We start from the raw sequence: 22,845 nt of genomic DNA, 5'->3' as shown, positions 1-22,845 counted from the left end.
AGTGTGGACGAGTTGTTCGGGCCGGTGACGGCTCGGAAGGCACGGGTCCGTGGCGCAGTTGGTAGCGCGCTTCGTTCGCAATGAAGAGGTCAGGGGTTCGAATCCCCTCGGATCCACCACCACAGAAGGCCCGCTCGAGAGAGCGGGCCTTCTGCTTTGTGCCGGCGGCCGGATCGGGAACCTCGCCTGTTCGGCGGGTCGACCGCCTCGCGGCCTCGACGCGCTCGTCGGCGGAGGAGTGGTCCGTTCGATCGGCACTCGGTACTAGGCGTCTCCGCCGATCCTGGCTCGACCGCCGAGGACGGCGACTCCTGTCGAGACTCCGGCGACTGCGACCATCGCGACGATGCCCAGTGCCCGGAGCACGAACGCCTTGTGCTCCGAATCCTTGAGTGCTTCGTCGTCGATCGCTTCTTTGAACAGCCGAAGGACCGAGTAGCGGTCCGCCGCGCTCAGGGTGTCACGATCCAGTTCGCGGTTCAGGACGGCGCGGTACTCGGCGAAGGCCCTGTGAACCTTCTTCTGACTCTTCCAGTTGGCTCGAACGGCTGAACTCGCCTGATCTCGCACTTCACTGAACGAGTCGAGGACGAGATTCTTGAAATCCGGGAACTGCTCGACGACCTTCAGGGCGAGCTCCTCGCTCATGTTCGGCAGCTCGGATGCGAACGCGATGAACTTCTCTTTCGACAGATTCCTCCAGGAGTCGATACCGATCCTCTGCTTGAGATCGTCCTCGTTCGAGTAGTCCATGCTGATCCCTCTTCCCTCCACGGCGACGGCCGATCATCGCTTCAGAGTATCGAGGAGGAGCCGTCGGTCCACGTGCTCTCCGGGCGGGAGAGCGCGCGGACCGGTCGTGCAGGTCCTGACGATCGGGCGCCCGAAGCTGTGGGCCGCTCGCCTCCGTGCGTCCTCCGTGTCCCCCATCCGGGCCGCGCCGGACGGGAGCCGTTCTCCTCCGGTCCGTCGGGGGATCCGCGGCGACGTACGCTCGCCCCTCGTGCTCTCGCAGCACGCGAGGCACTCGAACGATGGACGACCAGGGGACGGGACGACATGGGGACCACAGCACACAGGGCACGGCGGAGAGCGGCAGGGGTCGGCGCGGGGGCGATCGCGCTCCTGGCGGGGCTCCTGGCGGCACCGCCGGCGCAGGCGTCCGGGACGCAGACGCTGCTCGCGCTCGGCGACTCGATCACGCGCGCGGCCACGACCTGCGGGGTGAACCGCGACTGCGTCGAGAACTCCTGGGCGACGGGATCGGCGCCCGCGGTCGACTCGATCGCGAGCCGGATGGCGGCGGCGGATCCGCGGACGGCGGTCCGCGCGGTGAACTACGCGAAGTCGGGTGCGGTCATCAGCGGAGTCGAGTCGCGGATCGACGCCGCGGTCGCGGCCGGGGAGGAGCCGGACGTGGTCACGCTGCTGATCGGCGGCAACGACCTCTGCTCGCTGAGCCTCTCGCCCGACTCCCGCGACGGCTACGCAATGACGCCCGCGGCCTCCTTCGCCGCGTCGGCGACCCGGATCCTGCGCTCGATCGGCGAGGAGTGGCCGGAGGCGACGGTGCTCGTCGGCTCGGTCCCGGACATCGAGTCGGAGTGGGAGGCCGTGAAGCCGACGCCGGGCGCCGCGATCTGGGCCTGGGGCGGGGTCTGCCGGACCCAGCGCGGAGTCGACGCCACGACCGGAGCCCCGCTGACCGGCTCGGCCTACACCGCCTCGCTCGCGGCGGCGGAGGACCGGGAGGCCGACTTCAACGAGGCACTCGAATCGGCCTGCGCATCCGCCGCGAACGACTGCGTCTGGGACGGCGGCGCCCTCACGGCGGCTCCGATCTCGCTCGACCAGCTCTCGACGGACGTCGACTACTTCCACCCGAACGTCGCCGGCCAGGCGATGATCGCGGAGGAGCTGTGGACGGCCTGGGGCCTCGGCGACGAACCGGCTCCGACCCCGACCCCGACTCCCACGTCGGCGCCCACCGCGGCTCCTGCTCCGGCACCCACGGGCTCGCCCGCGCCGTCGCGCGACACGACGGCTCCGAAGACCGTCATCACCGCGCCGACGAGCGGATCGACGGTGCGCGGCTCGGTCACCCTGGTCGCCACCGCCAAGGACGACGTCGGCACGACGAAGCTGAGCTTCTGGAGCGGAGCCACGCGGCTGGGCGACGCGACGAGGGCGTCGGACGGCACGTGGCGCCTGACCGTCTCGGCCTCCTCCTACCCGGCCGGGCGGTACGCGATCGTCGCGCACGCCTCCGACGCCGCGGGAAACCTCGGGCGGAGCGCTTCGATCACCCTCAAGCGCTGAGCGGCTGAGGGGGCCGCCACCGGCCCCCTCAGCCCCGCGCGACGAGCAGCACGTCGGGACGATCCCAGTTCTCGACGGTCTGCAGCACCCAGAAGATCCCGAAGAGGGCGAGCGCGACGGCCTCGCCGAGCAGGAGCCACTGCTCGCCGAGAAGTTCCGCTCCCCGCCCCGTGAGAAGCAGGAGCACCAGCGCCGCATCGACCGCGGCGATCAGCACCGCGAGAACGGCGTAGCAGCGGGAGTAGAAGCGCGGCGTCCCCGGCCCGCTCGCTCCCTCCTCGCGCACCGCGACGGCGTGCAGACCCGCGGTGACGGCGATGAGGAGGAAGAAGACGCCGGCGGCGGCGTAGTGGCCGAGCCGCAGGAACGACGGGAGCGTGCTCCAGACCGCCAGCGCGATCAGGAGGGCGGCGGCGATCGCGGTGCGGACGAGCGCCCAGCGGTCGAGGACCCGGTCGAGGGCGAGCAGGATCACGGAGGCGACGAGGACGGCCGCGGCCGTGACCAGGTAGGCGGGCAGGGAGGCGGCGACCTCACCCGCGGCCGTCGCGGGAAGGCACGACGCCCCTCCCGCCGGGCACACCGCTCCCTGGAGGCGCTGCAGCTCCTCCGAGGCGAGGGGCACCGGCACGATCGCGATGACCGGCGCCGTCATGCCCGCCAGCAGCAGGAGGAAGCGCCGCACGCTCCTCCCGGCGAGGACGACCAGCGCGACGCCGACCGCGAAGAGCGCCCCGGTGAAGAGGGAGCGGACCGGGGTGTAGTACGAGGCGCTGATCGAGCGCAGCGGGCCTCCGACGACGAGCTGGTGGACGAGGCCGGCGGTGAGGAGCACCACGGCCGCCACCAGGGAGAGGCGGACGTAGCGGTAGGTGCGGAGGGAGGAGACGGCGCCGCCCCCGCCCAGCGCGTCGCCGCGGGCCACCCGGCTACTCCGGGCGCAGGCCGGAGGAGGCGAGGGCGAAGTCGACGTCGATGCGGATGGCGACGCGGAGGGGGTTCGGGCGCGGGGTGCGGTAGCGCTGGGAGTAGAGCTCGACGGCGTGCTGCACGGCGTCGGGCTCCTCCTCGATCGTCGCCGGACCGCCCAGGCTCAGCCACCGGATGCCGTCGACCTGCCCGACCGTCGCGGTGCCGCCCCGCCGGACGTTGAGCACCTTCTGGCTCTCGCGGGAGGTGATGACGCGGACGACGCCGTCCTCGTAGGTGAAGCCCACGGCGACCACGTGCAGGCGGCCCTGGCGGCCGGGGGTGGAGAGGGTGGCCAGGTGGCGCTCGGTGACGAAGGCGAGGCCGTCGGCGCTCAGGATGCTCATCCCGCGAGCGTAGCCGGAGGCGCCGACGCGCTCCCGGGGGCGGACCGCCGGTCAGCCCTCGAGGATCAGCGCCTCGCCCTGGCCGCCTCCGCCGCAGAGCGCGGCGACGCCCAGGCCGCCGCCCCGGCGCCGGAGGGCCAGCGCCAGGTGCAGGGCCAGCCGTGCTCCGGAGGCGCCCACAGGGTGGCCGAGCGCGATCGCCCCGCCGTCGGGGTTGACCGCCTCGGGCTCGACGCCGAGATCGTCCGCCGACTGGAGGACGACGGAGGCGAACGCCTCGTTGATCTCGATCAGGTCCAGGTCGGACACCGCTGCACCGCGGCGGCCGAGCGCCCGGAGGATCGCCGCCGACGGCTGTGAGTGGAGGGAGTTGTCCGGTCCGGCGACCTGCCCGTGCTCAGCGACGGTCGCGAGCCAGGGCAGCCCGCGCTCGCGGGCCCAGCCGCGGGACACGACGACCAGCGCGGCGGCGCCGTCCGTGATCGGGGACGAGCTGCCCGCCGTGATCGTGCCCTCGGGCGAGAACGCGGGGGCCAGCCGGGCGAGCGTCTCGACCGTGCTGTCCTCCCGGATCCCGTCGTCGGCGGACACGACGAGGTCCGGTCCGCGCCGCTGCGGAACCGCGACCGGCACGATCTCCTCGGCGAGCACGCCGGTGGACCGTGCCGCGGCGGCCCGCTGGTGCGAGAGCGCGGCGAAGGCGTCCTGGCGCTCGCGGCGGATGCCCCGTGCGGCGTTGCCGTCGTCGGTCACCCTCCCCATCAGGCGGCGGTCGAACGGATCGAGCAGGCCGTCGTGGAGGAGTGCGTCCTCGAGCGGACGCGGACCGACACCCAGGCCCGAGCGGGATCCGAGCAGGAGGTGCGGCGCGTTGGTCATCGACTCCTGCCCTCCGGCGACGACCACCTGCGCCTCGCCGAGCCGGATCATCCGCGCCGCGTCGATCACCGCGGTGAGACCCGACAGGCAGAGCTTGTTGATCGTGACCGCCGGGACGTCCCAGCCCAGACCCGCGAGGACCGCGGCCTGCCGGGCGGGGCCCTGACCGGCTCCGGCCTGGATCACCTGGCCGAGCACGACCGCGTCGACGTCGGCCGCGGAGGCGCCCGAGCGCTCGAGAGCCCCTCGAATGGCAGCGGCGCCGAGCTCGACGCCCGAGAGCGGCGCGAAGGCTCCGGAGAAGCGGGCGAACGGGGTGCGGGCGCCCCCCAGGATCACGGGGGTGGTGTCGTCAGTGGACACGGGGACTCCTTCTCGACGGTGAGAGCGGGGGAAGCGGTGGGGAGACGGATGCCGGGAGCCGGCCCGGCTCAGGGAACGAGAAGGATCTTCCCGCGGACGTGGCCGTCCTCGCTGAGCCGGTGCGCCTCTGCGGCCTGCTCGAGCGGGAGGCGCGGACCTGTCGCGACCGCGAAGCGCCCCTCGCTCGCCAGCCGGGCGGCCAGCGGCACCCCCTCGCGGCGAAGGCGCTGCTCCTCCTCGGTCAGCGGCACGGGACTGCCGCCGCTCCAGGCCCGGATGCCCAGCTCGGCCGCCCGAGGACCGGCGACCACCGTTCCGACGTGCTGCGGATCCTCCACCAGCGCGAGCGAGGCGGCGAGCGCCTCGTCCGTCCCGGCGGCGTCGAGCACGCGGTCGACGCCCTCGGGCGCCGCGGCACGCAGCCGCTCGAGCAGTCCGGGCCCGTAGGCGACCGGCACCGCTCCGAGCGCGCGCAGCGCCTCGTGATTCGCCGGGCTCGCCGTGGCGATCACCCGGGCTCCGCGGTCGACGGCGAACTGGATCGCCGCCCGGCCGACCGCTCCGGCGCCCGCGTGGACCACGAACGTCGATCCCTCCGCGACGCCGAGCGAGACCACCGCCTGGTAGGCCGTGGAGACCGGGATGCCGAGCGCGGCCGCCTCCTCGAAGCCGAGTCCGTCGGGGAGCGGATCGAGGGAGTCGGGGGAGACCGCGACGGCGGTCGCGTAGGTGCCGGTGGCGCCGCTGACGATGACCCGGTCGCCGACGCTCCAACCGGTCACTCCCGGACCGACGGCGGAGACCACGCCGGAGCCGTCCGACCCGAGCCTCCGCGGACCGTCGAACGGCGGGCTCGGGCGCAGGCCGGAGCGCACCTTCCACTCGATCGGGTTCACACCGGCCGCGCGGACGGCGACCACCACGATTCCGGGCCCCGCCTCGGGCTCCGGCGCGTCGACGGTCTCGAGCACCTCGGGCCCGCCGATCCGCTCGTACTGCACGATCCTCGCCATGTCGTCCTCCTCCTCGCGGGCCACCGCTCGCTCCGGTCGCCTCAGTCCAGCAGACTCTCGCGCACCTGGCGGCGCAGCACCTTGCCGATCAGCGAGGTCGGCAGCTCGTCCACCGGGACGATCCGCTTGGGCACCTTGTAGGGCGTCAGGTGCAGCCGGCAGAAGTCGCGCAGCGCCTCCGGATCCACGGCCGTCCCGGCCCGCAGGACCACGGCCGCCGCGACGCTCTCGCCGCCGTCCTCGCGGGGGAGCCCGACGACGGCCGCGCGCGTCACGTCCGGGTGCGACTCCAGCACTCCCTCGACCTCGGAGGGGGAGACGTTGAAGCCGCCGGTGATGATGAGCTCCTTGGCCCGGTCGACGATCGTCACGAAGCCGTCGGCCGAGACGGTCGCGATGTCGCCCGTGCGCAGCCAGCCGCCGGGGAGGAGGGCCTCGGCCGTCTCCTCCGGCCGCTTCCAGTACCCCTGGAACACCTGCGGCCCCCGGAGCAGGAGCTCGCCGGACTCGCCCGGGCTGCGGTCGACCGACGGATCGGCGGGGTCGACGAGGCGGATCGTCGTGCTGGGGAACGGCACGCCCACCGTGCCGGGCCGGCGGGTCGGGCCGACCGGGTTGCCGAGGGCGACAGGCGAGCTCTCGGTCATGCCGTAGCCCTCGACCAGGAGTCCCCGGCTCGCGCGCTCCCACCGGTCCACCGTCGCGACCGGCAGGCTCATCGCTCCCGAGATCGCGAAGCGGATGCCGCGCAAATCGAGCTCGTGGCGCTCGGAGGCGCGGGCCAGCGCGTCGTACACGGGCGGCACCGCGGGGAGGAAGGTGGGCGGCGACGACTTCGCGGCCGCCTTCACGAGGCCGACGTCGAAGGTCGGGAACAGCACGACCTTCGCGCCGATGCTGATCGCGAAGGTCAGGCACAGCGTCAGCCCGTAGGCGTGGAACAGGGGGAGCACCGCGTAGAACGTCTCGTCGCCCTCGCGCAGGCCCGGCACCCAGGCGCGGCCCTGCAGGGCGTTCGCGCGGAGGTTCGCGTGCGAGAGGATCGCGCCCTTGGGCGTGCCGGTGGTGCCGCTCGTGTACTGCAGCAGGGCCGTGTCGCCGAGGACCGGGCGGGGGTGCGAGCGCGCGATGCGGCGGTTCTTCAGCAGCGACGCGAAGGGCACCAGCGAGCGGCTGCGGGGGGTCGCGGTCAGCTTCTCGCGCGACCGGCGCACCGACGGCAGGGGGAGCCGGAGCGCCAGGCGCTTGCCGAGCGGGAAGGAGCGGGTGAGGTCGACGGAGACGACGCGCTCGATGCCCAGGTCGGCGGGCATGGTCGCGACGACGTCGGCGATCTTGTCCCAGACGACCGCGAACCGGGCGCCGTGGTCCTCGAACTGCCGCCGCAGCTCGCGCGGCGTGTAGAGCGGGTTGTGCTCGACCACGATCGCTCCGAGGCGGAGAGCGGCGTAGAACGCCACCACGTGCTCCGGGCAGTTCGGGAGCACCAGCGCGACGCGGTCGCCGGCGCGCACGCCGAGGCGCCGCAGGCCCTCCGCCGCGCGCGCGACCTGCTCGCCGAGCTCGGCGTAGCTGGTCTCGGCGCCGAAGAACTCGAGGGCGGTGCCGCGGCGGTACCGCGCGACCGAGTCCTCGAGCAGGTCGACGAGCGTCTGAGTGGGAGGGTCGATCTCGGCGGGCACGCCCTCCGCGTAGGAGGTCAGCCACGGCTTCGTCGCCAGGTTCGAGGATCCGGAGGTCACGGGCCGAGTATCGGGCACCCGCCTCCGCACTTCCTCCGAGGCGCGCGGAGGGGGTGCCGCACCGGGCGCGGGAGCGGCAGGCTGGCGGCATGAGCGCAGCCATCGACCTCCTCCGCGACGCCTTCGGCCGGGTGCATGAGAACGTACACGCCGTCCTCGACGACAGCACCCCCGATCAGCTCGCGTTCCGCGCGGACGCCCGCTCGAACTCGCCCGCCTGGCTCGTCTGGCATCTCGTCCGGGTGCAGGACGACCACCTCGCCCCGCTCGCCGGCCACGAGCAGGTGTGGACGGCCGACGGCTTCCACGGCCGGTCCGGCCTGCCCTTCGGGCCCGACGAGACCGGCTACGGGCAGGAGCCGACCGAGGTGGCGGCGCTCGCCGCGGTGCCGGCCGCGCTGCTCGCGGAGTACGCCGACGCCGTGCACCGGCAGACGCTCGCCCTCCTCGACACGCTCGGCGACGAGGACCTCGAGCGCGTCGTCGACGAGCAGTGGGATCCGCCGGTGACCCTCGGGGTGCGGCTGGTCTCGGTGATCGACGACGACACGCAGCACGTCGGCCAGGCCGCGTACGCGAAGGGTCTCGCCGAGCGCTCGGCGCGCTGAGCCCGGCCTCTACGCTGGCGGGATGCGCGCGCTCCGGACCCTGCCCGCGAGCGCGGTCCTCGCCCTCGCCACCGCGCTGACCCTCGTCGGCTCCTGGATCCCCTCTTACTGGAACGACGAGGCCGCGACCCTCCGCCTGGCGCGGCTCCCGGTGGGGGAGCTCCTCGCCTTCGTGCAGGAGAAGGACGCGGTGCACCTGGTCTACGGCCTGATGATGCACGGCTGGATCGCGATCGCCGGGGAGTCGGAGCTCGCGGTGCGGGCGCCGTCCGCTCTCGCCACGGGAGCGGCGGCGGCGGGCGTCGTCGTCCTGCTGCGATCGTTCGACCGGCCCCGGGCGGCACTCCTCGCCGCCGCGGTGCTCGTGCTGCTCCCGCGGTCCTCGTTCTCGGGGACCGAGGCGCGGTCCTCCGCTCTGGCTACCGCGCTCGTGGTGGGAGCGGCGGTCCTCGTCGTGCGGGCGGCCCGCTCCGGAGGAGCCCTGCGCTGGATCGCGTTCGCGGCCGTCGCGGGTCTGGCGGACGCCGTGTTCCTCTACTCCGTGCTGGTGCTGCCGGCTCTCGTCGCGCTCGCCGCGGCCGCGGCGCCCCGGGGTGCCGTGCGGGCTCTCCCGGCGAGCGCCCTCTCTGCACTGGGCGCCGTGCCGGTGCTGCTCGTCGCCGCCGGGCAGAGCGGCCAGGTCGGCTGGCTCCGCTCGCAGCCGGTGACCGCGTTCACCGTCCTGGTCGAGCCGTTCTTCGGATCCGCGTGGTGGCTGGCCGGGATCGCCGTCGCGCTCCTCGCGGTCGCCGCGGTGCGGGGCGGCATGCGCGGGCCGCTCCTGCCGGCCCTCGTCCTCTGGATCGTGCTGCCGACCGCGGTGCTGGTGCTCGGGACCCTCCTCGTCGAGCCGATGTTCACCCCGCGCTACCTCGCGTCGAGCACGCCCGCCCTCGCGGTCCTCCTCGGCCTCGCGCTCGACTCGTTCAGGGCCCGGACGGGCGTCGCCCTCCTCGCCCTGATCGCGGTGGCCGCCCTGCCGGTCCTCGTGCAGATGCGCACGGTCACCGGGAAGCCGGCCGGGCAGGACCTCCGCGGTCTGGCGGCCGCCGTCGAGGAGCGGGCCCGTCCGGGCGACGCCGTCCTCCTCGGCTCCTCCGGGACGGTCTCGCTCCGGCCCCGCCTGGCGCTCGCCGCCTACCCGGAGGCGTTCGCGGGCGTGGACGATGTCGCCCTCGCCGCTCCGTACAGGACGACGGGCACGTATTCGGACGTCCTGCTGGAGGGCGAGGCGCTGCTCGCCGCGCTCGCCGGGGAGGACCGGGTCTGGCAGGCGCTGCCGGAGGGCGAGGCGGACACGGTGCTCGCGGAGGCGGGGTTCGTCGCGCGCGAGCGGATCCGGGTGCCGACGACGGTGCTGACGCTGTGGGAGCGCCCGGAGGGCCGCTGATCCGGAGCGCTCGGGGCGTCGCAGCCCCGGAGTGGAGAGACGCCGGAGTGCCCGGAGCCCCGCCGACGGGGAGCCGCTACCCTTGTCCCCGGCGCCGTCGCAGAGCGGTGGCGTCCGCGGAGCGAGGACCGCGCCACCGAGAGGACCCGAACGTGACGTTGCCCGAGACCACCACCACCGCCATCGCGAAGCGGAAGGGGCGCGACGTCGCCCCCGAGATCGCGCGCTCCTGGCTGCTGGTGAACGCCACCCGCACCGAGACGTTCGACGCCGCGCACGCGTCCCGCGCCGACCAGATCGTCCTCGACATCGAGGACGCGGTCGACCCCAAGGCGAAGCCCGACGCGCGGACCGACGTCGCGGAGTGGCTGACCGGCGAGAAGCGCGCCTGGGTCCGCATCAACGACCACTCCACCCCGTTCTGGTCCGACGACGTCGACGCGCTGAAGGGCCTGCCCGGCCTCGCCGGCGTCATGCTCGCCAAGACCGAGGCCGCTGAGCACGTCACCGAGACCTTCGACCGCCTCGGCGGCTCCACCCCGGTGCTCGCCCTGGTCGAGTCCGCCCTCGGCATCGAGGAGGCGGTCTCGATCGCCCGCGCCCGCGGCACCTTCCGCCTCGCGTTCGGCAGTGGCGACTACCGCCGCGACACCGGCACCAGCGCCGACGATCTCGCAATGGCCTACCCGCGCTCGCGCCTGGTCGTCGCCTCGCGCATCGGCGACCTGCCCGGCCCGATCGACGGACCGACCGTCTCGAACAGCCACCCCGTGCTGCGCGAGCAGTCCGCGCTCACGGTCTCGCTCGGCCTCACCGGGAAGCTCTGCCTCGACACCGAGCAGCTCGCCGTGATCAACGAGGTCATCAGCCCGACGCCGTCCGACGTCGCCTGGGCCCGCGACTTCCTCGACGACTTCGAGGCCCGCGGCCGCGTCATCCGCGACGGCAGCGACCTGCCCCGGCTGGGCCGCGCCAAGAAGATCGACAAGCTGGCCACGGCGTTCGGCGTCAACCCGCTGTGATCCGTCGCGGGGAGGGCGCCACCGCGGCACACTGAGGGAGCCGCGGAGACCCTCCCGCGCAGGACGGAGACTCCGATGGGCGCGGTCAGCACCTTCCTCTGGTTCGACGACGGCGCGGGGGAGGCGGCGCGCTTCTACACAGAGCTGGTGCCGAACTCGCGGATCACCGGAAGCCAGGTGCTGCCGGAGGGCTCCCCGTCGCCCGGCGAGGTGCTGTCGGTGACGTTCGAGCTCGACGGGCAGCGGTTCCAGGCGATCAACGCCGGGCCGCGGTTCCCGTTCACCGAGGCCGTCTCGATCGTCGTGACCGTCGGCGGCCAGTCCGAGCTCGACCGGCTGTGGGACGCCCTGATCGCGGACGGCGGCGAGGAGAGCCGCTGCGGCTGGCTCCGCGACCGCTGGGGGCTGTCCTGGCAGATCGTGCCGGAGGTCCTCCCGCGTCTGCTCGGAGGCGCCGACCCCGAGGCGTCCGCGCGCGCTCTGCAGGCGATGCTCGCGATGAGCCGCCTCGACATCGCGGGGCTGGAGCGGGCCCATGCCGGCGCGTGACTCCGCCCGCCCGCGCCGCTCGACCTCGCTGCGGCGCGCGTACCTCCGCGACTACCGCTACGCCTACGGCTCGCGCTTCGTGCACCTGCGGGAGGGCTGGGACGTGTCGCGGTACGCGTCCGGCGACGGCGCTCCGGTGCTGCTCATCCCCGGCATCTACGAGACGTGGCAGTTCCTCAGGCCCATCGCCGAGAGGCTGCACGCGGCGGGCCATCCGATCCACGTGCTGCCCGCGCTCGGCTACAACACGCGGCCGATCGTCGCGTCGGCCGGACTCGGCCAGGACTACCTGCGCGAGCACGATCTGCGCGGAGTCGTCGTCGTCGCGCACAGCAAGGGCGGCCTGATCGGCAAGCACATGATGGTCGTCGACGACCGCGAGGACGGGCGGATCGAGCGGATGATCGCCGTCTCGACCCCGTTCAACGGCTCGTCGCTCGCACGGATCGCCCCGGCGCGGGCGCTCCGGGAGTTCGCACCCCACCGCCCGCTGATCCGCACCCTGCTGGCTGAGCGCGAGGCCGACGCGCGCATCACGTCGATCTACGGGATGCGCGACCAGTACATCCCCGGAGGGAGCCGCCTCGCCGGGGCGCGCGAGAACATCGCGGTCTCGGTGGTCGGCCACTTCGCGCTGCTCTCGAGCCCGAAGGTGCTCGACCTCATCGCGGCCCGGGTCTGAGGCCGGACGGGATCCGCTGGGCTCGCCGCCCACGTGAGGCGCCTGCCGTGCGGCGCGACCTCGACCGGAGGACGGCCGCCTCAGCGACGGGCCGAGCCGCCCGCCGCACTCAGGACCAGGGAGTGAGCAGCACGAGCGGGATCTGCCGCTCGGTCTTCGTCTGGTACTCGGCGTAGTCCGGCCACGCGGCGACCGCGCGCTCCCACCAGGCCGCGCGCAGATCGCCCTCGAGCACGCTCGCGGCGTAGTCCTTCTTCACGGGCCCGTCCTGCAGCTCGACGTGCGGCTCCTTGAGCATGTTGCCGTACCAGACGGGGTGCTCGGGCGCGCCGCCCTTGGACGCGACGACCACGTACTCGCCCTCGTGCTCGACGCGCATCAGCGCGGTCTTGCGGAGCTTCCCGCTCTTCGAGCCGACGGTGGTCAGGACGATGATGGGGCGGCCGCGGAGGAGGTTCCCCTCGGCTCCGCCGGTCCGCTCGTAGAGCTCCGCCTGCTCGCGGGCCCACTCGGACGTGCTGGGTTCGTACTCTCCGGTCAGCGGCATGCCTCCGATCGTACGGCCGCGGCGGCCCCGGTGGCCGACCCGCGTGCAGGAGGATGGAGCGGTGTTCTCCGCAGACCCGTTCGACCGAGCCCGCATCGCCCTCCTGCGCGACGATCTGATCCGCGCCCGCTACGGCGTGGACGCCGTGCGGGGGCTCTGGGGCGACGAAGCGGCCGAGGCGCTGCACCGCGGCGACCGGGTCCCCGCCCGCCGCGCCCTCGAGCGCAGCGGCGACCACGACGCGCTGGCCACCCTCGCCCGCCTGTTCCTCCTGGCCGATCCCGTCTCGGCCGACGACGCGGACGAGGCGTTCGGCGCTCTCGCGCTGGAGGGGGCGGTGGAGCTCGGCCTGGTGCGCGTCGAGGCCGGAGCCGTCGTCACCGCGGCCCTCGACCTGCGCCCCTACGACGTGGTCGACCAGCGCGGCGCGGCCTCCTGGTGGATCGCCTCCGACCTCGGGGAGCTCGCCCTCGGCCGCGCGCTCGACGAGGACCACGTGCTCGGCGTCGGCGGCGCGAGCCTCACGCTGACCGGCCTGATGATCCAGCGGCCCGTCGGCCGCGTGCTCGACCTGGGGACCGGCTGCGGGATCCAGGCGCTGCACGCCTCCCGCCACGCCGAGCAGGTGGTCGCCACCGACATCTCCGAGCGCGCGCTCGCGCTCGCCTCCTTCACCGCGGCGCTCAACGGGATCGAGAACATCGAGTTCCGCCTCGGCAGCCTCTACGAGCCGGTCGCGGGGGAGCGCTTCGACCACATCGTCACGAACCCGCCGTTCGTCATCACGCCGCGAGTCGAGGGCGTCCCCTCCTACGAGTACCGCGACGGCGGGCTGGAGGGCGACGAGATCGTGCGCCGCGTGATCCTCGGAGCAGCCGAGCACCTGGTGCCCGGCGGTGTCGCGCAGCTCCTGGGGAACTGGGAGTACCGGGAGGGCGCGGACGCCTTCGACCGGATCGCGGACTGGCTCGCCGACGCCCGCAGCCCGCTGGAGCAGGCGCTCGAGGCGGGGCCCGAGGGGCTCGACGCCTGGATGGGCGGGACCGCCTCTCCGCTGGACGTCTGGGTCGTGGAGCGCGAGCGTCAGGATCCGGCGGTCTACGCCGAGACCTGGATCCGGGACGGCGGCACGACTCGCGGCCCCGCGTTCGACGCGCTGGTCGACGCCTGGCTGACCGACTTCGAGCGGCGCGGGGTGACCGGCGTCGGCTTCGGCTACGTCACGCTCCGCCTGCCCGAGCAGCCCCGCCCGCCGATCCGCCGCCTCGAGCGGATCACCACGCCGGTCGCGACCGCGGGCCTGGGCGGCCACCTCGCCGCCTGCCTCGACGCGGCCGAGGCCCTCGCGTCGATGGACGATCGCGCTCTGGCGGGTCTCGCCCTGGTCGTCGCCGGAGACGTCACGGAGGAGCGGCACTACTGGCCGGGCAACGACGATCCGACGGTGCTGCGGCTGCGGCAGGGCGGCGGCTTCGCCCGGGTCGAGGAGGTCGACACGGCGCTGGCCGCCGTGGTCGGCGCCTGCGACGGCGAGCTCTCGGTGGCGGCGATCGCGGCGGCGGTCGCCTCGCTCCTCCAGGTCGAGGAGGAGGCGGTGTCCGACTCGGTGCTGCCGCGGGTGCGCGAGCTGGTGGCGACGGGGCTGCTGCGGCTGCCCCAGGGGGAACGCGGCTAGAAGAGGGTGGCGGAGTCCTCGACGGGGGGCGCAGCGGCCGCGGCGGGCACGGCGGCGGCCGTCGGCCATCCGGGTCCGGCGTCGACGGGCTGCCGGCGCTGGTAGGCGGTCGCGGCGCTCCGGGCGCGGACGTCGGCGGCCTCGTTCATCCGGTGGTTGGCGTGCCCCTTCACCCACTCGAAGGTGACCGCCCGGCCCTGCAGCTCCTCGTCGAGCGCCTTGATGATCTCGACGTTCATCACCGGCTTGCCGTCGGCCTTGCGCCAGCCCTTCCGCTTCCAGCCCGGCAGCCACTCGGTGCAGGCCTTGATGGCGTACTGGCTGTCGCAGAGGATGTGCAGCGGCTCCTCCTCCTGCGCGGTCGCGCGCAGCAGCTCGAGCACCGCGGTGAGCTCGCCGATGTTGTTCGTGCCGTGCGACCAGCCGCCCGCGGCCCAGCGCTCGTCGTCGACGTACCAGGCCCAGCCGGCGGGGCCGGGGTTGCCCAGTGCGGACCCGTCTGCGGCGGCGATGATGCTCACGTGCGTCTCTCCTCGTGCTCTCGGTGCTCGCGCCGGTGCGGCGCCCTCCGAGGGTAGTCGGCGGGCGGGGCGGTCCGCGGCGCGCGGCGCGGAGTCAGGCGGAGGAGGAGCGGCGCGCGATCGTCACGCGCGTCGAGTACGGCATCGCGACGGTCCCGCTCCCGCCCGACTCCTCGTCCACCACGGCGTCGACCGCCGCGAGGACCGCGGCGCGCTCCTCGTCGGGCATCGCGATGACGGAGCTGCGGGACGCGAACATGTCCCGCACCCCGGCTCGGTCCAGCTCGAAGGACCACTCGAAGGCCGCGAACGCCACCCGCTCGAGAGCGGAGCCGAGCGGCGGCCGGAGCGTCTCGAAGCGCTCGGCGGTGGAGGCTCCGGCGACCTCGCCGAGCCGGCGCACCCAGGGGACCGACTCGTCGCGGATGTTCCACACCAGCGCGAGCACGCCCTCCGGCACCAGGACGCGGGCGACTTCGGCTCCCGAGCGCTCGGCGTCGACCCAGTGCCACGACTGCGCGGCGGTGACGAGCTCCGCGGAGGCGTCCGCGGCGGGGATCGCCTCGGCCGTCCCCTCCTCGGGGCGGACCCCCGGCAGATTCGAGGCGAGCCGCGCGAGCATCTCCGCGTCGGGCTCGACCGCGGTCACGTCGAGGCCGCGGGACGCGAGCGACGCGGTGAACTTGCCCGTTCCCGCGCCGAGGTCCACGGCGCGCAGCCGATCGGAGGCGTCGGCTCCCGCCGCGCGGGCCCGCTCCGGGATGAAGGCGCCCGCCACCCGCGCGGGGGCGTGCTCCAGGATCCAGTCGACGGCGTCGTCGGGGTAGCCGGGCCGCCCGCGGTCGTAGGCGTCGACCGCGCTGCCGAAGGAGCGTGCGAGGCCGCTCATGGCTTCTCCGCCGCTCGCGCGAGCACGTCCACCGCGTAGCCGTAGCCGGCGATCCCCGCGCCGACGATGACGGCGATCGCGACGTCCGAGAGGTAGGAGTGCTGCCGGAACGGCTCGCGCCGGTGCACGTTGCTCACGTGCACCTCGACCATCGGCAGCTCGGTCGCGAGGACGGCGTCGCGGATCGCGATCGACGTGTGCGTGTACGCCCCGGCGTTGAGCACCACTCCCGAGACGGAGCCGCGAGCCGCGTGCAGCCGGTTGACGATCGCGCCCTCCGAGCTGCTCTGGAAGGTCTCGACCGTGAAGCCGTGCCGCTCGGCCGCCTCCGCCGCCAGCGCCTCGGCGTCGACGAGGGTGTCCGAGCCGTAGAGCTCGGGCTCGCGGGTGCCGAGCAGGTTCAGGTTCGGGCCGTTGAGGACGAGGATCGGCAGCTTCACGCTCCGACCCTAGCGCCGGCCGTCCCCGCGAGCGGGAGCGGCGGCAGCGCCGCGCGCAGGAGGATCAGCTCGCGCGCATGGGCGTCCAGACGCCGGTCCTCCTCGGTCCGCAGCTCGAGAGGCGGAACCGGCTCGGCCGCCCCGTCGGCGCCCCGCACCACGAAGACGCTCCGGCACTGCGTGGTCAGCTCCAGCTCGCCGGTCCGCGGGTCCCCGGAGCGCACGTGCACCGCCAGGTGCATGCTCCGGGCGCTCGTGTGGATGAGGCGCGCCTCCACCTCGACGAGGTGCCCGATGCGCACCGGACGGTAGAAGTGGATCCCGCCGGAGTAGACGGCCACCGCGTCGCGGCCGGTCCAGCGCTGCGCGACCGCGTCGGCCGCCTCGTCGATCCAGCGCATCACGATCCCGCCGTGGGCGTTGCCGCCCCAGTTGACGTCGCCCGGCGCCGCGAGGAAGCGGAACACGATCCGCGGACCGGTGCCCTCCTCGGTGTACTCCTGGGCGCGCATCACGTCGTGCAGCCGTCGGCGGCCGTCGATGCGCGCGGCGGCGCCCTCGGCGAGGGACAGGTCCTCGATCGAGCGGGGCCGCCACTCCGGGACCGACCGCGGCCTCTTCTCGTCGTCGACGGCCACGAACACGAGGAGGCAGTGCGTGGCGTCCTCGTAGAGGCCGGTCCGCGGATCCGCCTGCGCGACCTGCACCAGCACGTGCATGCTCGTGCGCCCGGTGTGGATGACGCGGGCGGTCGCCTCGATCAGGTTGCCGACCGAGATGGGCCGGGTGAAGTGGACGTTGCCAACGTACGCCGTCACGCAGTAGCCGCCGCTCCAGCCCACGGCGCAGGCGTAGCCGGCCTTGTCGATCCACTCGAGGACGCGGCCGGCCTGGGCGCTGCGGCCGTCGGCGGTGGCGTCCTGCGGGGCGGCGAGGAAGCGGAGCGTGATGCGGTCGGTCATGGTGCCCGTCGTCGTGGGAGCGGAAGGGGGGAGTGGACCCGCGGGGGTGCGAGGAAAGGGGGATGATCCGCCCGCGGGCCACAGGGGTGTCCGGCAGGAGCCGGCTCGGTCAGGGGGATCAGGCCGCCAGCGGCAGCTTCTCGGCGAGGAGCCGGAACCGCAGGGCCTGGAGCTCGGCGGTCAGTTCGGGCGGCAGCCGGTCGCCGAACCGCGTGAAGAACTCCTCCGTGAGCGCGCACTCCTCCAGCCACGCCTCGACAGGGACGGAGAACAGCTCCTCCTTCTGGGCCGCGGAGAGCCGGAGCCCGTGCGTGTTGATCGCGACCGGCAGGTCGCCGAGGGGGCTCCGCCGCGCCTCCGCCAGCCCCTCCAGGCGGCGGACGAGCCACTGCAGCACCCGCGCGTTCTCGCCGAAGCCGGGCCAGAGGAACTCGCCGCCCGCGTCCTTACGGAACCAGTTGACCTGGAACACCGCCGGCGCCGCATCGCCGAGCTCAGCGCCGATCGCGAGCCAGTGCGCGAAGTAGTCGGCCATGTTGTAGCCGCAGAAGGGGAGCATCGCGAACGGATCGCGGCGCAGCTCCCCGACCGTGCCCTCCGCGGCCGCGGTCTTCTCGGAGGCGACGGTCGCACCCAGGAAGACGCCGTGCTGCCACGAGGTGGCCTGCGTGACCAGCGGGACGTTGCTCGCCCGTCGGCCACCGAAGACGATCGCGTCCAGCGGCACGCCCTCGTGGGCGTCCCAGTCGGCGGAGAGCGACGGGCACTGCGCGGCCGGCGCGGTGAAGCGGGAGTTGGGGTGCGCGGCGGGCGTGCCGGACGCCGGCGTCCACGGCTGCCCGCGCCAGTCGGTCAGCCGCTCCGGGACCTCGTCGGTCAGGCCCTCCCACCACACGTCGCCGTCCTCGCGGAGCGCGACGTTGGTGAAGATCGTGTTGCCCCAGAGCGTCTGCACGGCGTTCGGGTTCGAGGTCTCCCCGGTGCCGGGAGCGACGCCGAAGAAGCCCGTCTCCGGGTTCATCGCCCAGAGGCGTCCGTCCTCGCCGCGGCGCATCCAGGTGATGTCGTCGCCCAGCGTCTCGACCCGCCAGCCGGGGATCGCGGGCTGTATCATCGCGAGGTTGGTCTTGCCGCACGCGCTCGGGAAGGCGGCGGCGACGTGGTAGCGCCGTCCCTCGGGCGAGACGATGCGGATCAGCAGCATGTGCTCGGCGAGCCAGCCCTCCTCGCGCCCCATCGCCGAGGCGATGCGCAGGGCGAAGCACTTCTTCGCCAGCAGGGCGTTGCCGCCGTAGCCGGAGCCGTACGAGACGATCTCGCGCGTCTCCGGGAACTGGGTGATGTACTTCACCGGGCTGCACGGCCAGGCGACGTCCTCGCGGGTGACGCCGTCCGCGACGCGGAGAGGCAGCCCCACGGTGTGCACGCCGCGGACGAACGGGGTCTCCTCGGTGAAGGCTGCGAGCGGCTCGGAGCCCACGCGCGCCATGATCCGCAGGTTCAGCACCGCGTAGGCCGAGTCGGTGACCTGGACGCCCAGCTGCGAGAGCGGACCGCCGACGGGCCCCATCGAGAACGGCACGACGTACATCGTCCGTCCGCGCATCGCTCCGTCGAGGAGGGGAGCGAGCTCGGCCCTCATCGCGGCGGGCTCGCGCCAGTTGTTGGTCGGTCCCGCGTCGGCCTCGTCGGTCGTGCAGATGAAGGTGCGGTCCTCGACCCGGGCGACGTCGTCCGGGTCGGTGCGGGCCAGGAACGAGCCGGGCCGCCACTCCGGATTGAGCGGGAGGAGCGTGCCGGAGGCGACGAGCCGCTCGGTCAGGCGGTACCACTCCGCGGGGGAGCCGTCGCTCCACTCGATCGCGTCGGGCTGGAGGATCGCGGCGGTCTCGCGCACCCAGCGGCGGAGGGCGAGGGGCGCCGGCGGCACGACGGGCGCGGGGACGGACGTCGGCGCGGTCATGGTGCTCGGCTCGAGTCGGACGGTGTTGCTGTAGATGCTCATGCTGGCTCCGCTTTCGGTGGTCGTCGTCGACGGGGGTGGGGAGTCGCCGGCCGCAGCCGGGAAGAGGCCGGCCGGGCCGGGAGGGGCGCTCAGTAGCGCCTGAAGCCAGGATGGAGGAGGATCAGGAGGTATTCCCGGCGCTCAGGCGGTCAAGAAACCACCTTTTTGCGCTTCCGTCACAACCGACCGCTGGAGCTCGCCGTGACCGATCCCTCGACACCCGCCCCGGGCTCCGACGCCGTGCTGCTCGGGCAGCGCCTGCGCCACTTCCGCACCCGGCGCGGACTGACCCTCGGGCAGCTCGCCGAGCGCGTCGACGTGTCGGGGAGCCAGCTCTCGCTGATCGAGACGGGCCGCCGCGAGCCGCGCCTCTCCCTCCTGCAGCGCCTCGCGGCCGCGCTCGGCGTCGAGCTGGCGGCGCTGCTCTCGGACGAGCCGCCGAGCGAGCGGGCCGCGCTGGAGATCGAGCTGGCGCGCGTGCAGAAGGGGTCGCTGTACCGCTCGCTCGGCCTGCCCGAGTTCAAGGTCAACAAGGGGCTGAGCACGCCCGTGCTGGAGGCGTTCCTCGGCGTCTACCGCGAGCTCGCCCGTCGCCGGAGCGAGGCGAGTGCCACACCGGAGGAGGCGCGCCGGGCCAACACCGCCCAGCGGCTCCAGCTGCGCGAGCGCAGCTCCTACCTGCCCGAGATCGAGGAGGTGGCGGGCGAGATGCTCCGCACCGTCGGGCACCGCGGAGGAGCACTGACCCACAGCTCCGTCTCGAAGATGGCCCGGCACCTCGGCTTCGAGATCATCCACGTCGGCGACCTGCCGCACTCCGCCCGCTCGGTGATCGACCTCGCGAACGGCAGGATCTACCTCCCGCCCGCCTCGATCCCCGGGGGCCACGGCCTGCGGGCGCTGGCGCTGCAGGCGATGGCGCACCGCCTCCTCGGGCACGAGCGGCCGGTGACCTACGCCGACTTCCTCCGCCAGCGCCTCGAGATCAACTACTTCGCCGCCGCGTGCCTGATGCCGCTGGAGCCGGCGGTCGCGTTCCTCCAGGAGGCGAAGCGCGAGCGGGACATCTCGGTGGAGGACTTCCGCGACGGCTTCGGCGTCACCCACGAGGCCGCCGCCCTGCGCTTCACGAACCTGCTCACCTCGCACCTCGACATCCGGATGCACTTCCTGCGGGTGCTGGGAGACGGCTCGATCCAGAAGGCCTACGAGAACGACGGGCTGCCGCTGCCGACCGACGTCACCGGGGCCGTCGAGGGCCAGGTGGTCTGCCGCTACTGGTCGGCGCGCTCCGCGTTCACCCGGACCAACCGGACGACGGAGTACTACCAGTACGTCGACACCCCGGCGGGGACCTTCTGGTCGGCGTCGCAGACCGGCACGACCGCCACCGAGGAGTTCTCGATCACCGTGGGCGTCCCGTTCGCCGAGGCCCGCTTCTTCCGAGGCCGCGACACCGACCGCCGCGAGCTCTCCCGCTGCCCCGACGAGTCCTGCTGCCGACGCGCCCCGTCGGAGCTCGCCGCGCGCTGGGACGGCAACGCCTGGCCGAGCGCGCGCCTTCACGCGCACGTGCTCGCGCCGCTCCCGTCGGGGACCTTCCCGGGCATCGACGACGCCGAGGTCTACGAGTTCCTCGACGCGCACGCCCGCGAGTCCTGACCGATCCCGCCTCACCCTTCCCCTTCCGCGAGATGCCACTTGCGACGGTCTCCTTCGGCGTGTCGCCCTCACAGGTGGCATCTCGCAGGAGGGGGTGTGGAGAACGCGAGCGGGGTGGGCGGCGGATCGGGCACCCTGCGGGGCATGAGCGAGCAGCAGCACCCCGGGGTCATGAATGCATCGACGAGCGGGCAGTCGCGACACGGTCTCGTCCGGGACTACCCGGTCGCCGTGTTCCGGGGAGCCCGTGCAGCGCTTGAGCCGGCCGATGTCGACGAGCGGATCGCCGCGTTCTCCGCTGTGATGCGGCCGGGCGAGTTCTTCTCCCACGGCACGGCAGCGCATCTGCTGGGCCTGCCGGATCGGCGGATGACCGCGACGAGTCCGCTCGACGTCTCGGTCGCTCCTCCGATGCGAGCCGCCCGACGGGTGGGCGTGCGGTCACACCATCTCTGGGACGAGGCGGTCGCCGTGGTGCAAACGCGATACCCGGCAGCCGACCCCGCTTCGACCTTCTGCCACCTGGCCGACTCCCGCCGTCTCGACGAGCTCATCGTCCTCGGCGACGCGATCGTCCTCCCTGATGACGAGGGACGCAGGCGCGGCCTGCGGGTCGACCTCCCGGTCCTCACGGAGCGTGCAGCGCGGTTCCGCGGGCGTGGCGGCCGGCGAGCACGCGAAGCAGCGGGCCACCTCCGGGTCGGGGCGGAGTCGCCCCGCGAGACCCTGCTGCGGCTCCTGCTGGTCAGGGCCGGGCTTCCCGAGCCGGAGCTGCAGGTGGAGCTGTCCGATGCCGACGGGTGCTTCGTCGCTCGGGTCGACATGCTCTACCGGATCGCGCGCGTCGTCGTCGAGTACGACGGTGACCACCACCGCACCGATCGTGCACAGTACGAGCGCGACATCGCCCGGATCGAAGCGATCGAGGCCCTCGGCTACCGGGTCGTCCGAGTGCGGGCCTCGGGCATGCTCGACCCGGACGCCACCGCCGCCCGGGTCCGCCGCGCGCTCGCGCTCTGACGACCCTCGCGAGATGCCACCTGTGCTGGCGACACGCCGGACGGAAGCGTCACAAGTGGCATCTCGCGGCGGGGGGAGAGGGAGGGGAGCGCGGACGTCAGTCCGAGATGAGGGCGCGGGCCGTTCCCTCGTCGAGGATGAGGTCGGTGATGAGGCCGGCCGCCAGGGCGCCGCGCAGGCCCGGCAGCTTCGAGGCGCCCGACACGACGCAGATCCGGCGCGACGCGCGGCGCACCGTGGAGAGGTCCGGACCGCTTGCACGTTCGTTCATGGGGATGTCGTCCCAGCTGCCGTCGGACCGGTAGAACACCGTCGCGACGTCGCCGACGACCCCGGAGCCGCTGAGCGAGGTGAAGTCGCTCGGCTCCAGGTAGCCGCCGATGTAGACCTTCGAGGGGACCGCCGCGAACGGCGACCCGAGCCCGAACAGCGCCACGTCCATCCGCTGCTGCAGCTCCAGGACCCGTCGGGTGGAGCGCTCGCGCCACACCGCCTGCTTGGTGGTCGGGTCGTCGAAGAACGCCGGCACCGGGAACTGCTGGACCTTCGCCGCGTAGGCGTCACCGAAGCGGCGGAGGATCTCGCTCGAGTAGTTGATGCCCGTGGTCTCGGTGTTGCCGGCGCCGTTCAGCTGCACGATCTGCGTGTTGTGCGTCTCCTTGGCGATCAGGTGGCGGCTGATCGCGCTCATCGTGGAGCCCCAGGCGATGCCGACGATCATGTTCGAGTCGATGAACTGCCCGAGGATCCTCGCTGCGGACAGGGCGACCCGCTCGAGCCGGTCGATCTCGCTGGTGTGGTCCGGCACCGGCACGATGTGCGCCGTGATGTCGAAGTGGGACCGCACCTCGGCCGAGAGGGCGCTCGCCCGGTCGAGGGGGGAGCGGATCTGGATGTCGACCAGGCCGGTCGCGCGGGCGTGCGAGAGCAGGCGCGAGACGGAGGAGCGCGACGTGTGCAGCTCGTGCGCGATCGCGTCCATCGTCAGATCCTGCATGTAGTACAGCTGGGCCGCACGCAGCGCGTCCCGCGTCTTGTCGGGATGGGTCGCGTGGGTCGTCTCGTCGAGTTCGACGACCGGTCTCACCGGGGTCATAGCGCTCCCTGCACGGATTTCCACCCGTCTTGACCGGATGTGTTGTCGGGTCAAGGATGGCTGTATTCCTCCGCGAAATCAATCGGTCATCTCCCCGGTGCACGCT

The 22,845-nt window shown here is 73.5% G+C and carries 22 protein-coding genes and 1 tRNA gene; 10 read left to right on the top strand and 13 right to left on the bottom strand.

From position 1 onward, the window contains the following. The first annotated feature begins 43 nt into the window (after positions 1-43). Positions 44-119 (top strand) — tRNA-Ala (locus C5C55_RS03085). A gap of 145 nt (positions 120-264) precedes the next feature. On the opposite strand, the gene C5C55_RS03080 is transcribed toward C5C55_RS03085, so the two are convergent. Then, positions 265-753, bottom strand: a complete 489-nt coding sequence (locus C5C55_RS03080) for a hypothetical protein (protein ID WP_104226443.1) — start codon at positions 751-753, stop codon at positions 265-267. A gap of 306 nt (positions 754-1,059) precedes the next feature. Here C5C55_RS03080 and C5C55_RS03075 point away from each other — a divergent pair, with 306 nt between their 5' ends. Then, positions 1,060-2,319: a GDSL-type esterase/lipase family protein gene (locus C5C55_RS03075; protein ID WP_104232856.1), complete on the top strand. Its 1,260-nt coding sequence runs from the start codon at positions 1,060-1,062 to the stop codon at positions 2,317-2,319. 28 nt (positions 2,320-2,347) lie between these two features. Here C5C55_RS03075 and C5C55_RS03070 read toward each other — a convergent pair whose 3' ends face one another. The 5 genes from C5C55_RS03070 to C5C55_RS03050 form a co-directional block, all read right to left on the bottom strand. Continuing rightward, positions 2,348-3,244: a hypothetical protein gene (locus C5C55_RS03070; protein ID WP_104232855.1), complete on the bottom strand. Its 897-nt coding sequence runs from the start codon at positions 3,242-3,244 to the stop codon at positions 2,348-2,350. Between the two features lie 4 nt (positions 3,245-3,248). After that, entirely contained in the window at positions 3,249-3,635 is a 387-nt protein-coding gene (locus tag C5C55_RS03065) for a pyridoxamine 5'-phosphate oxidase family protein (RefSeq protein ID WP_104232854.1), read from the bottom strand. A gap of 51 nt (positions 3,636-3,686) precedes the next feature. Next, positions 3,687-4,877, bottom strand: a complete 1,191-nt coding sequence (locus C5C55_RS03060) for an acetyl-CoA C-acyltransferase (RefSeq protein WP_104232853.1) — start codon at positions 4,875-4,877, stop codon at positions 3,687-3,689. A 68-nt stretch (positions 4,878-4,945) separates the two neighbouring features. Further along, positions 4,946-5,890 (bottom strand): NADP-dependent oxidoreductase, encoded by a 945-nt coding sequence (locus C5C55_RS03055; RefSeq protein ID WP_104232894.1) that lies wholly within the window; start codon positions 5,888-5,890, stop codon positions 4,946-4,948. Between the two features lie 41 nt (positions 5,891-5,931). Beyond that, positions 5,932-7,632 (bottom strand): long-chain-fatty-acid--CoA ligase, encoded by a 1,701-nt coding sequence (locus C5C55_RS03050; protein ID WP_104232852.1) that lies wholly within the window; start codon positions 7,630-7,632, stop codon positions 5,932-5,934. A gap of 89 nt (positions 7,633-7,721) precedes the next feature. Here C5C55_RS03050 and C5C55_RS03045 point away from each other — a divergent pair, with 89 nt between their 5' ends. The 5 genes from C5C55_RS03045 to C5C55_RS03025 all read left to right on the top strand — a co-directional run bounded on the left by C5C55_RS03045 (position 7,722) and on the right by C5C55_RS03025 (position 11,922). Further along, positions 7,722-8,240, top strand: a complete 519-nt coding sequence (locus C5C55_RS03045; protein WP_104232851.1) for a DinB family protein — start codon at positions 7,722-7,724, stop codon at positions 8,238-8,240. A 22-nt stretch (positions 8,241-8,262) separates the two neighbouring features. Continuing rightward, positions 8,263-9,669 (top strand): glycosyltransferase family 39 protein, encoded by a 1,407-nt coding sequence (locus C5C55_RS03040; RefSeq protein ID WP_104232850.1) that lies wholly within the window; start codon positions 8,263-8,265, stop codon positions 9,667-9,669. Positions 9,670-9,827: 158 nt separating this feature from the next. Continuing rightward, positions 9,828-10,691, top strand: a complete 864-nt coding sequence (locus C5C55_RS03035) for a CoA ester lyase (RefSeq protein ID WP_208543400.1) — start codon at positions 9,828-9,830, stop codon at positions 10,689-10,691. Between the two features lie 75 nt (positions 10,692-10,766). Continuing rightward, positions 10,767-11,240 carry a VOC family protein gene (locus C5C55_RS03030; RefSeq protein WP_104232849.1) on the top strand — a complete coding sequence of 158 codons (474 nt, stop codon included), beginning with the start codon at positions 10,767-10,769 and terminating at the stop codon, positions 11,238-11,240. Beyond that, positions 11,227-11,922 carry a triacylglycerol lipase gene (locus C5C55_RS03025; RefSeq protein WP_104223206.1) on the top strand — a complete coding sequence of 232 codons (696 nt, stop codon included), beginning with the start codon at positions 11,227-11,229 and terminating at the stop codon, positions 11,920-11,922. The genes C5C55_RS03030 and C5C55_RS03025 overlap by 14 nt, the downstream gene beginning before the upstream one ends. A 109-nt stretch (positions 11,923-12,031) precedes the next feature. On the opposite strand, the gene C5C55_RS03020 is transcribed toward C5C55_RS03025, so the two are convergent. After that, the gene (locus tag C5C55_RS03020) at positions 12,032-12,469 is read right to left on the bottom strand and encodes a nitroreductase family deazaflavin-dependent oxidoreductase (RefSeq protein WP_104223205.1); all 438 of its coding nucleotides are present in this window, start codon (positions 12,467-12,469) and stop codon (positions 12,032-12,034) included. A gap of 61 nt (positions 12,470-12,530) precedes the next feature. Between C5C55_RS03020 and C5C55_RS03015 the strand changes: the two genes are divergently transcribed. After that, positions 12,531-14,144, top strand: coding sequence for a methyltransferase (locus C5C55_RS03015; protein WP_258065225.1), 1,614 nt, complete (start codon positions 12,531-12,533; stop codon positions 14,142-14,144). Here the strand turns inward: C5C55_RS03015 and C5C55_RS03010 are convergent. From C5C55_RS03010 to C5C55_RS02990, 5 genes are all read right to left on the bottom strand, one after another. Further along, on the bottom strand, positions 14,141-14,665 hold the full coding sequence (locus tag C5C55_RS03010) for a ribonuclease H (protein WP_104232847.1): 525 nt from the start codon (positions 14,663-14,665) through the stop codon (positions 14,141-14,143). The genes C5C55_RS03015 and C5C55_RS03010 overlap by 4 nt on opposite strands. 94 nt (positions 14,666-14,759) lie before the next feature. Beyond that, positions 14,760-15,554: a class I SAM-dependent methyltransferase gene (locus C5C55_RS03005; RefSeq protein WP_104232846.1), complete on the bottom strand. Its 795-nt coding sequence runs from the start codon at positions 15,552-15,554 to the stop codon at positions 14,760-14,762. Further along, positions 15,551-15,994, bottom strand: coding sequence for a type II 3-dehydroquinate dehydratase (aroQ, locus tag C5C55_RS03000; protein WP_104232845.1), 444 nt, complete (start codon positions 15,992-15,994; stop codon positions 15,551-15,553). The genes C5C55_RS03005 and aroQ overlap by 4 nt, the downstream gene beginning before the upstream one ends. Beyond that, a complete protein-coding gene (locus tag C5C55_RS02995; protein ID WP_104232844.1) occupies positions 15,991-16,956 on the bottom strand; it encodes an acyl-CoA thioesterase in 966 nt (321 codons plus the stop codon). The genes aroQ and C5C55_RS02995 overlap by 4 nt, the downstream gene beginning before the upstream one ends. Positions 16,957-17,074: 118 nt before the next feature. Beyond that, positions 17,075-18,919, bottom strand: coding sequence for a phosphoenolpyruvate carboxykinase (GTP) (locus C5C55_RS02990; protein ID WP_104232893.1), 1,845 nt, complete (start codon positions 18,917-18,919; stop codon positions 17,075-17,077). Positions 18,920-19,162: 243 nt separating this feature from the next. Between C5C55_RS02990 and C5C55_RS02985 the strand changes: the two genes are divergently transcribed. Both C5C55_RS02985 and C5C55_RS02980 read left to right on the top strand, forming a co-directional pair. Next, on the top strand, positions 19,163-20,623 hold the full coding sequence (locus C5C55_RS02985) for a helix-turn-helix domain-containing protein (protein ID WP_104223199.1): 1,461 nt from the start codon (positions 19,163-19,165) through the stop codon (positions 20,621-20,623). A gap of 144 nt (positions 20,624-20,767) precedes the next feature. Continuing rightward, a complete protein-coding gene (locus tag C5C55_RS02980; protein WP_219812363.1) occupies positions 20,768-21,643 on the top strand; it encodes an endonuclease domain-containing protein in 876 nt (291 codons plus the stop codon). Between the two features lie 97 nt (positions 21,644-21,740). Here C5C55_RS02980 and C5C55_RS02975 read toward each other — a convergent pair whose 3' ends face one another. Then, positions 21,741-22,739, bottom strand: a complete 999-nt coding sequence (locus C5C55_RS02975; RefSeq protein WP_104223198.1) for a sugar-binding transcriptional regulator — start codon at positions 22,737-22,739, stop codon at positions 21,741-21,743. Positions 22,740-22,845: the final 106 nt, after the last annotated feature.

It is taken from the genome of Rathayibacter sp. AY1C2 (assembly GCF_002931195.1).
Lineage (GTDB): Bacteria > Actinomycetota > Actinomycetes > Actinomycetales > Microbacteriaceae > Rathayibacter.
The sequence above is the reverse complement of the archived record's forward strand: the minus strand, read 5'-3'. Positions and strand labels throughout refer to the sequence as shown.

Bases quoted from the DNA above. Each gene is read 5' to 3' on its own strand.
- C5C55_RS03080 (WP_104226443.1), bottom strand. From the start codon at position 753: ATGGACTACTCGAACGAGGACGATCTCAAGCAGAGGATCGGTATCGAC.
- C5C55_RS03075 (WP_104232856.1), top strand. From the start codon at position 1,060: ATGGGGACCACAGCACACAGGGCACGGCGGAGAGCGGCAGGGGTCGGC.
- C5C55_RS03065 (WP_104232854.1), bottom strand. From the start codon at position 3,635: ATGAGCATCCTGAGCGCCGACGGCCTCGCCTTCGTCACCGAGCGCCAC.
- C5C55_RS03055 (WP_104232894.1), bottom strand. From the start codon at position 5,890: ATGGCGAGGATCGTGCAGTACGAGCGGATCGGCGGGCCCGAGGTGCTC.
- C5C55_RS03045 (WP_104232851.1), top strand. From the start codon at position 7,722: ATGAGCGCAGCCATCGACCTCCTCCGCGACGCCTTCGGCCGGGTGCAT.
- C5C55_RS03040 (WP_104232850.1), top strand. From the start codon at position 8,263: ATGCGCGCGCTCCGGACCCTGCCCGCGAGCGCGGTCCTCGCCCTCGCC.
- C5C55_RS03030 (WP_104232849.1), top strand. From the start codon at position 10,767: ATGGGCGCGGTCAGCACCTTCCTCTGGTTCGACGACGGCGCGGGGGAG.
- C5C55_RS03025 (WP_104223206.1), top strand. From the start codon at position 11,227: ATGCCGGCGCGTGACTCCGCCCGCCCGCGCCGCTCGACCTCGCTGCGG.
- C5C55_RS03020 (WP_104223205.1), bottom strand. From the start codon at position 12,469: ATGCCGCTGACCGGAGAGTACGAACCCAGCACGTCCGAGTGGGCCCGC.
- C5C55_RS03005 (WP_104232846.1), bottom strand. From the start codon at position 15,554: ATGAGCGGCCTCGCACGCTCCTTCGGCAGCGCGGTCGACGCCTACGAC.
- C5C55_RS02995 (WP_104232844.1), bottom strand. From the start codon at position 16,956: ATGACCGACCGCATCACGCTCCGCTTCCTCGCCGCCCCGCAGGACGCC.
- C5C55_RS02990 (WP_104232893.1), bottom strand. From the start codon at position 18,919: ATGACCGCGCCGACGTCCGTCCCCGCGCCCGTCGTGCCGCCGGCGCCC.
- C5C55_RS02980 (WP_219812363.1), top strand. From the start codon at position 20,768: ATGAGCGAGCAGCAGCACCCCGGGGTCATGAATGCATCGACGAGCGGG.
- C5C55_RS02975 (WP_104223198.1), bottom strand. From the start codon at position 22,739: ATGACCCCGGTGAGACCGGTCGTCGAACTCGACGAGACGACCCACGCG.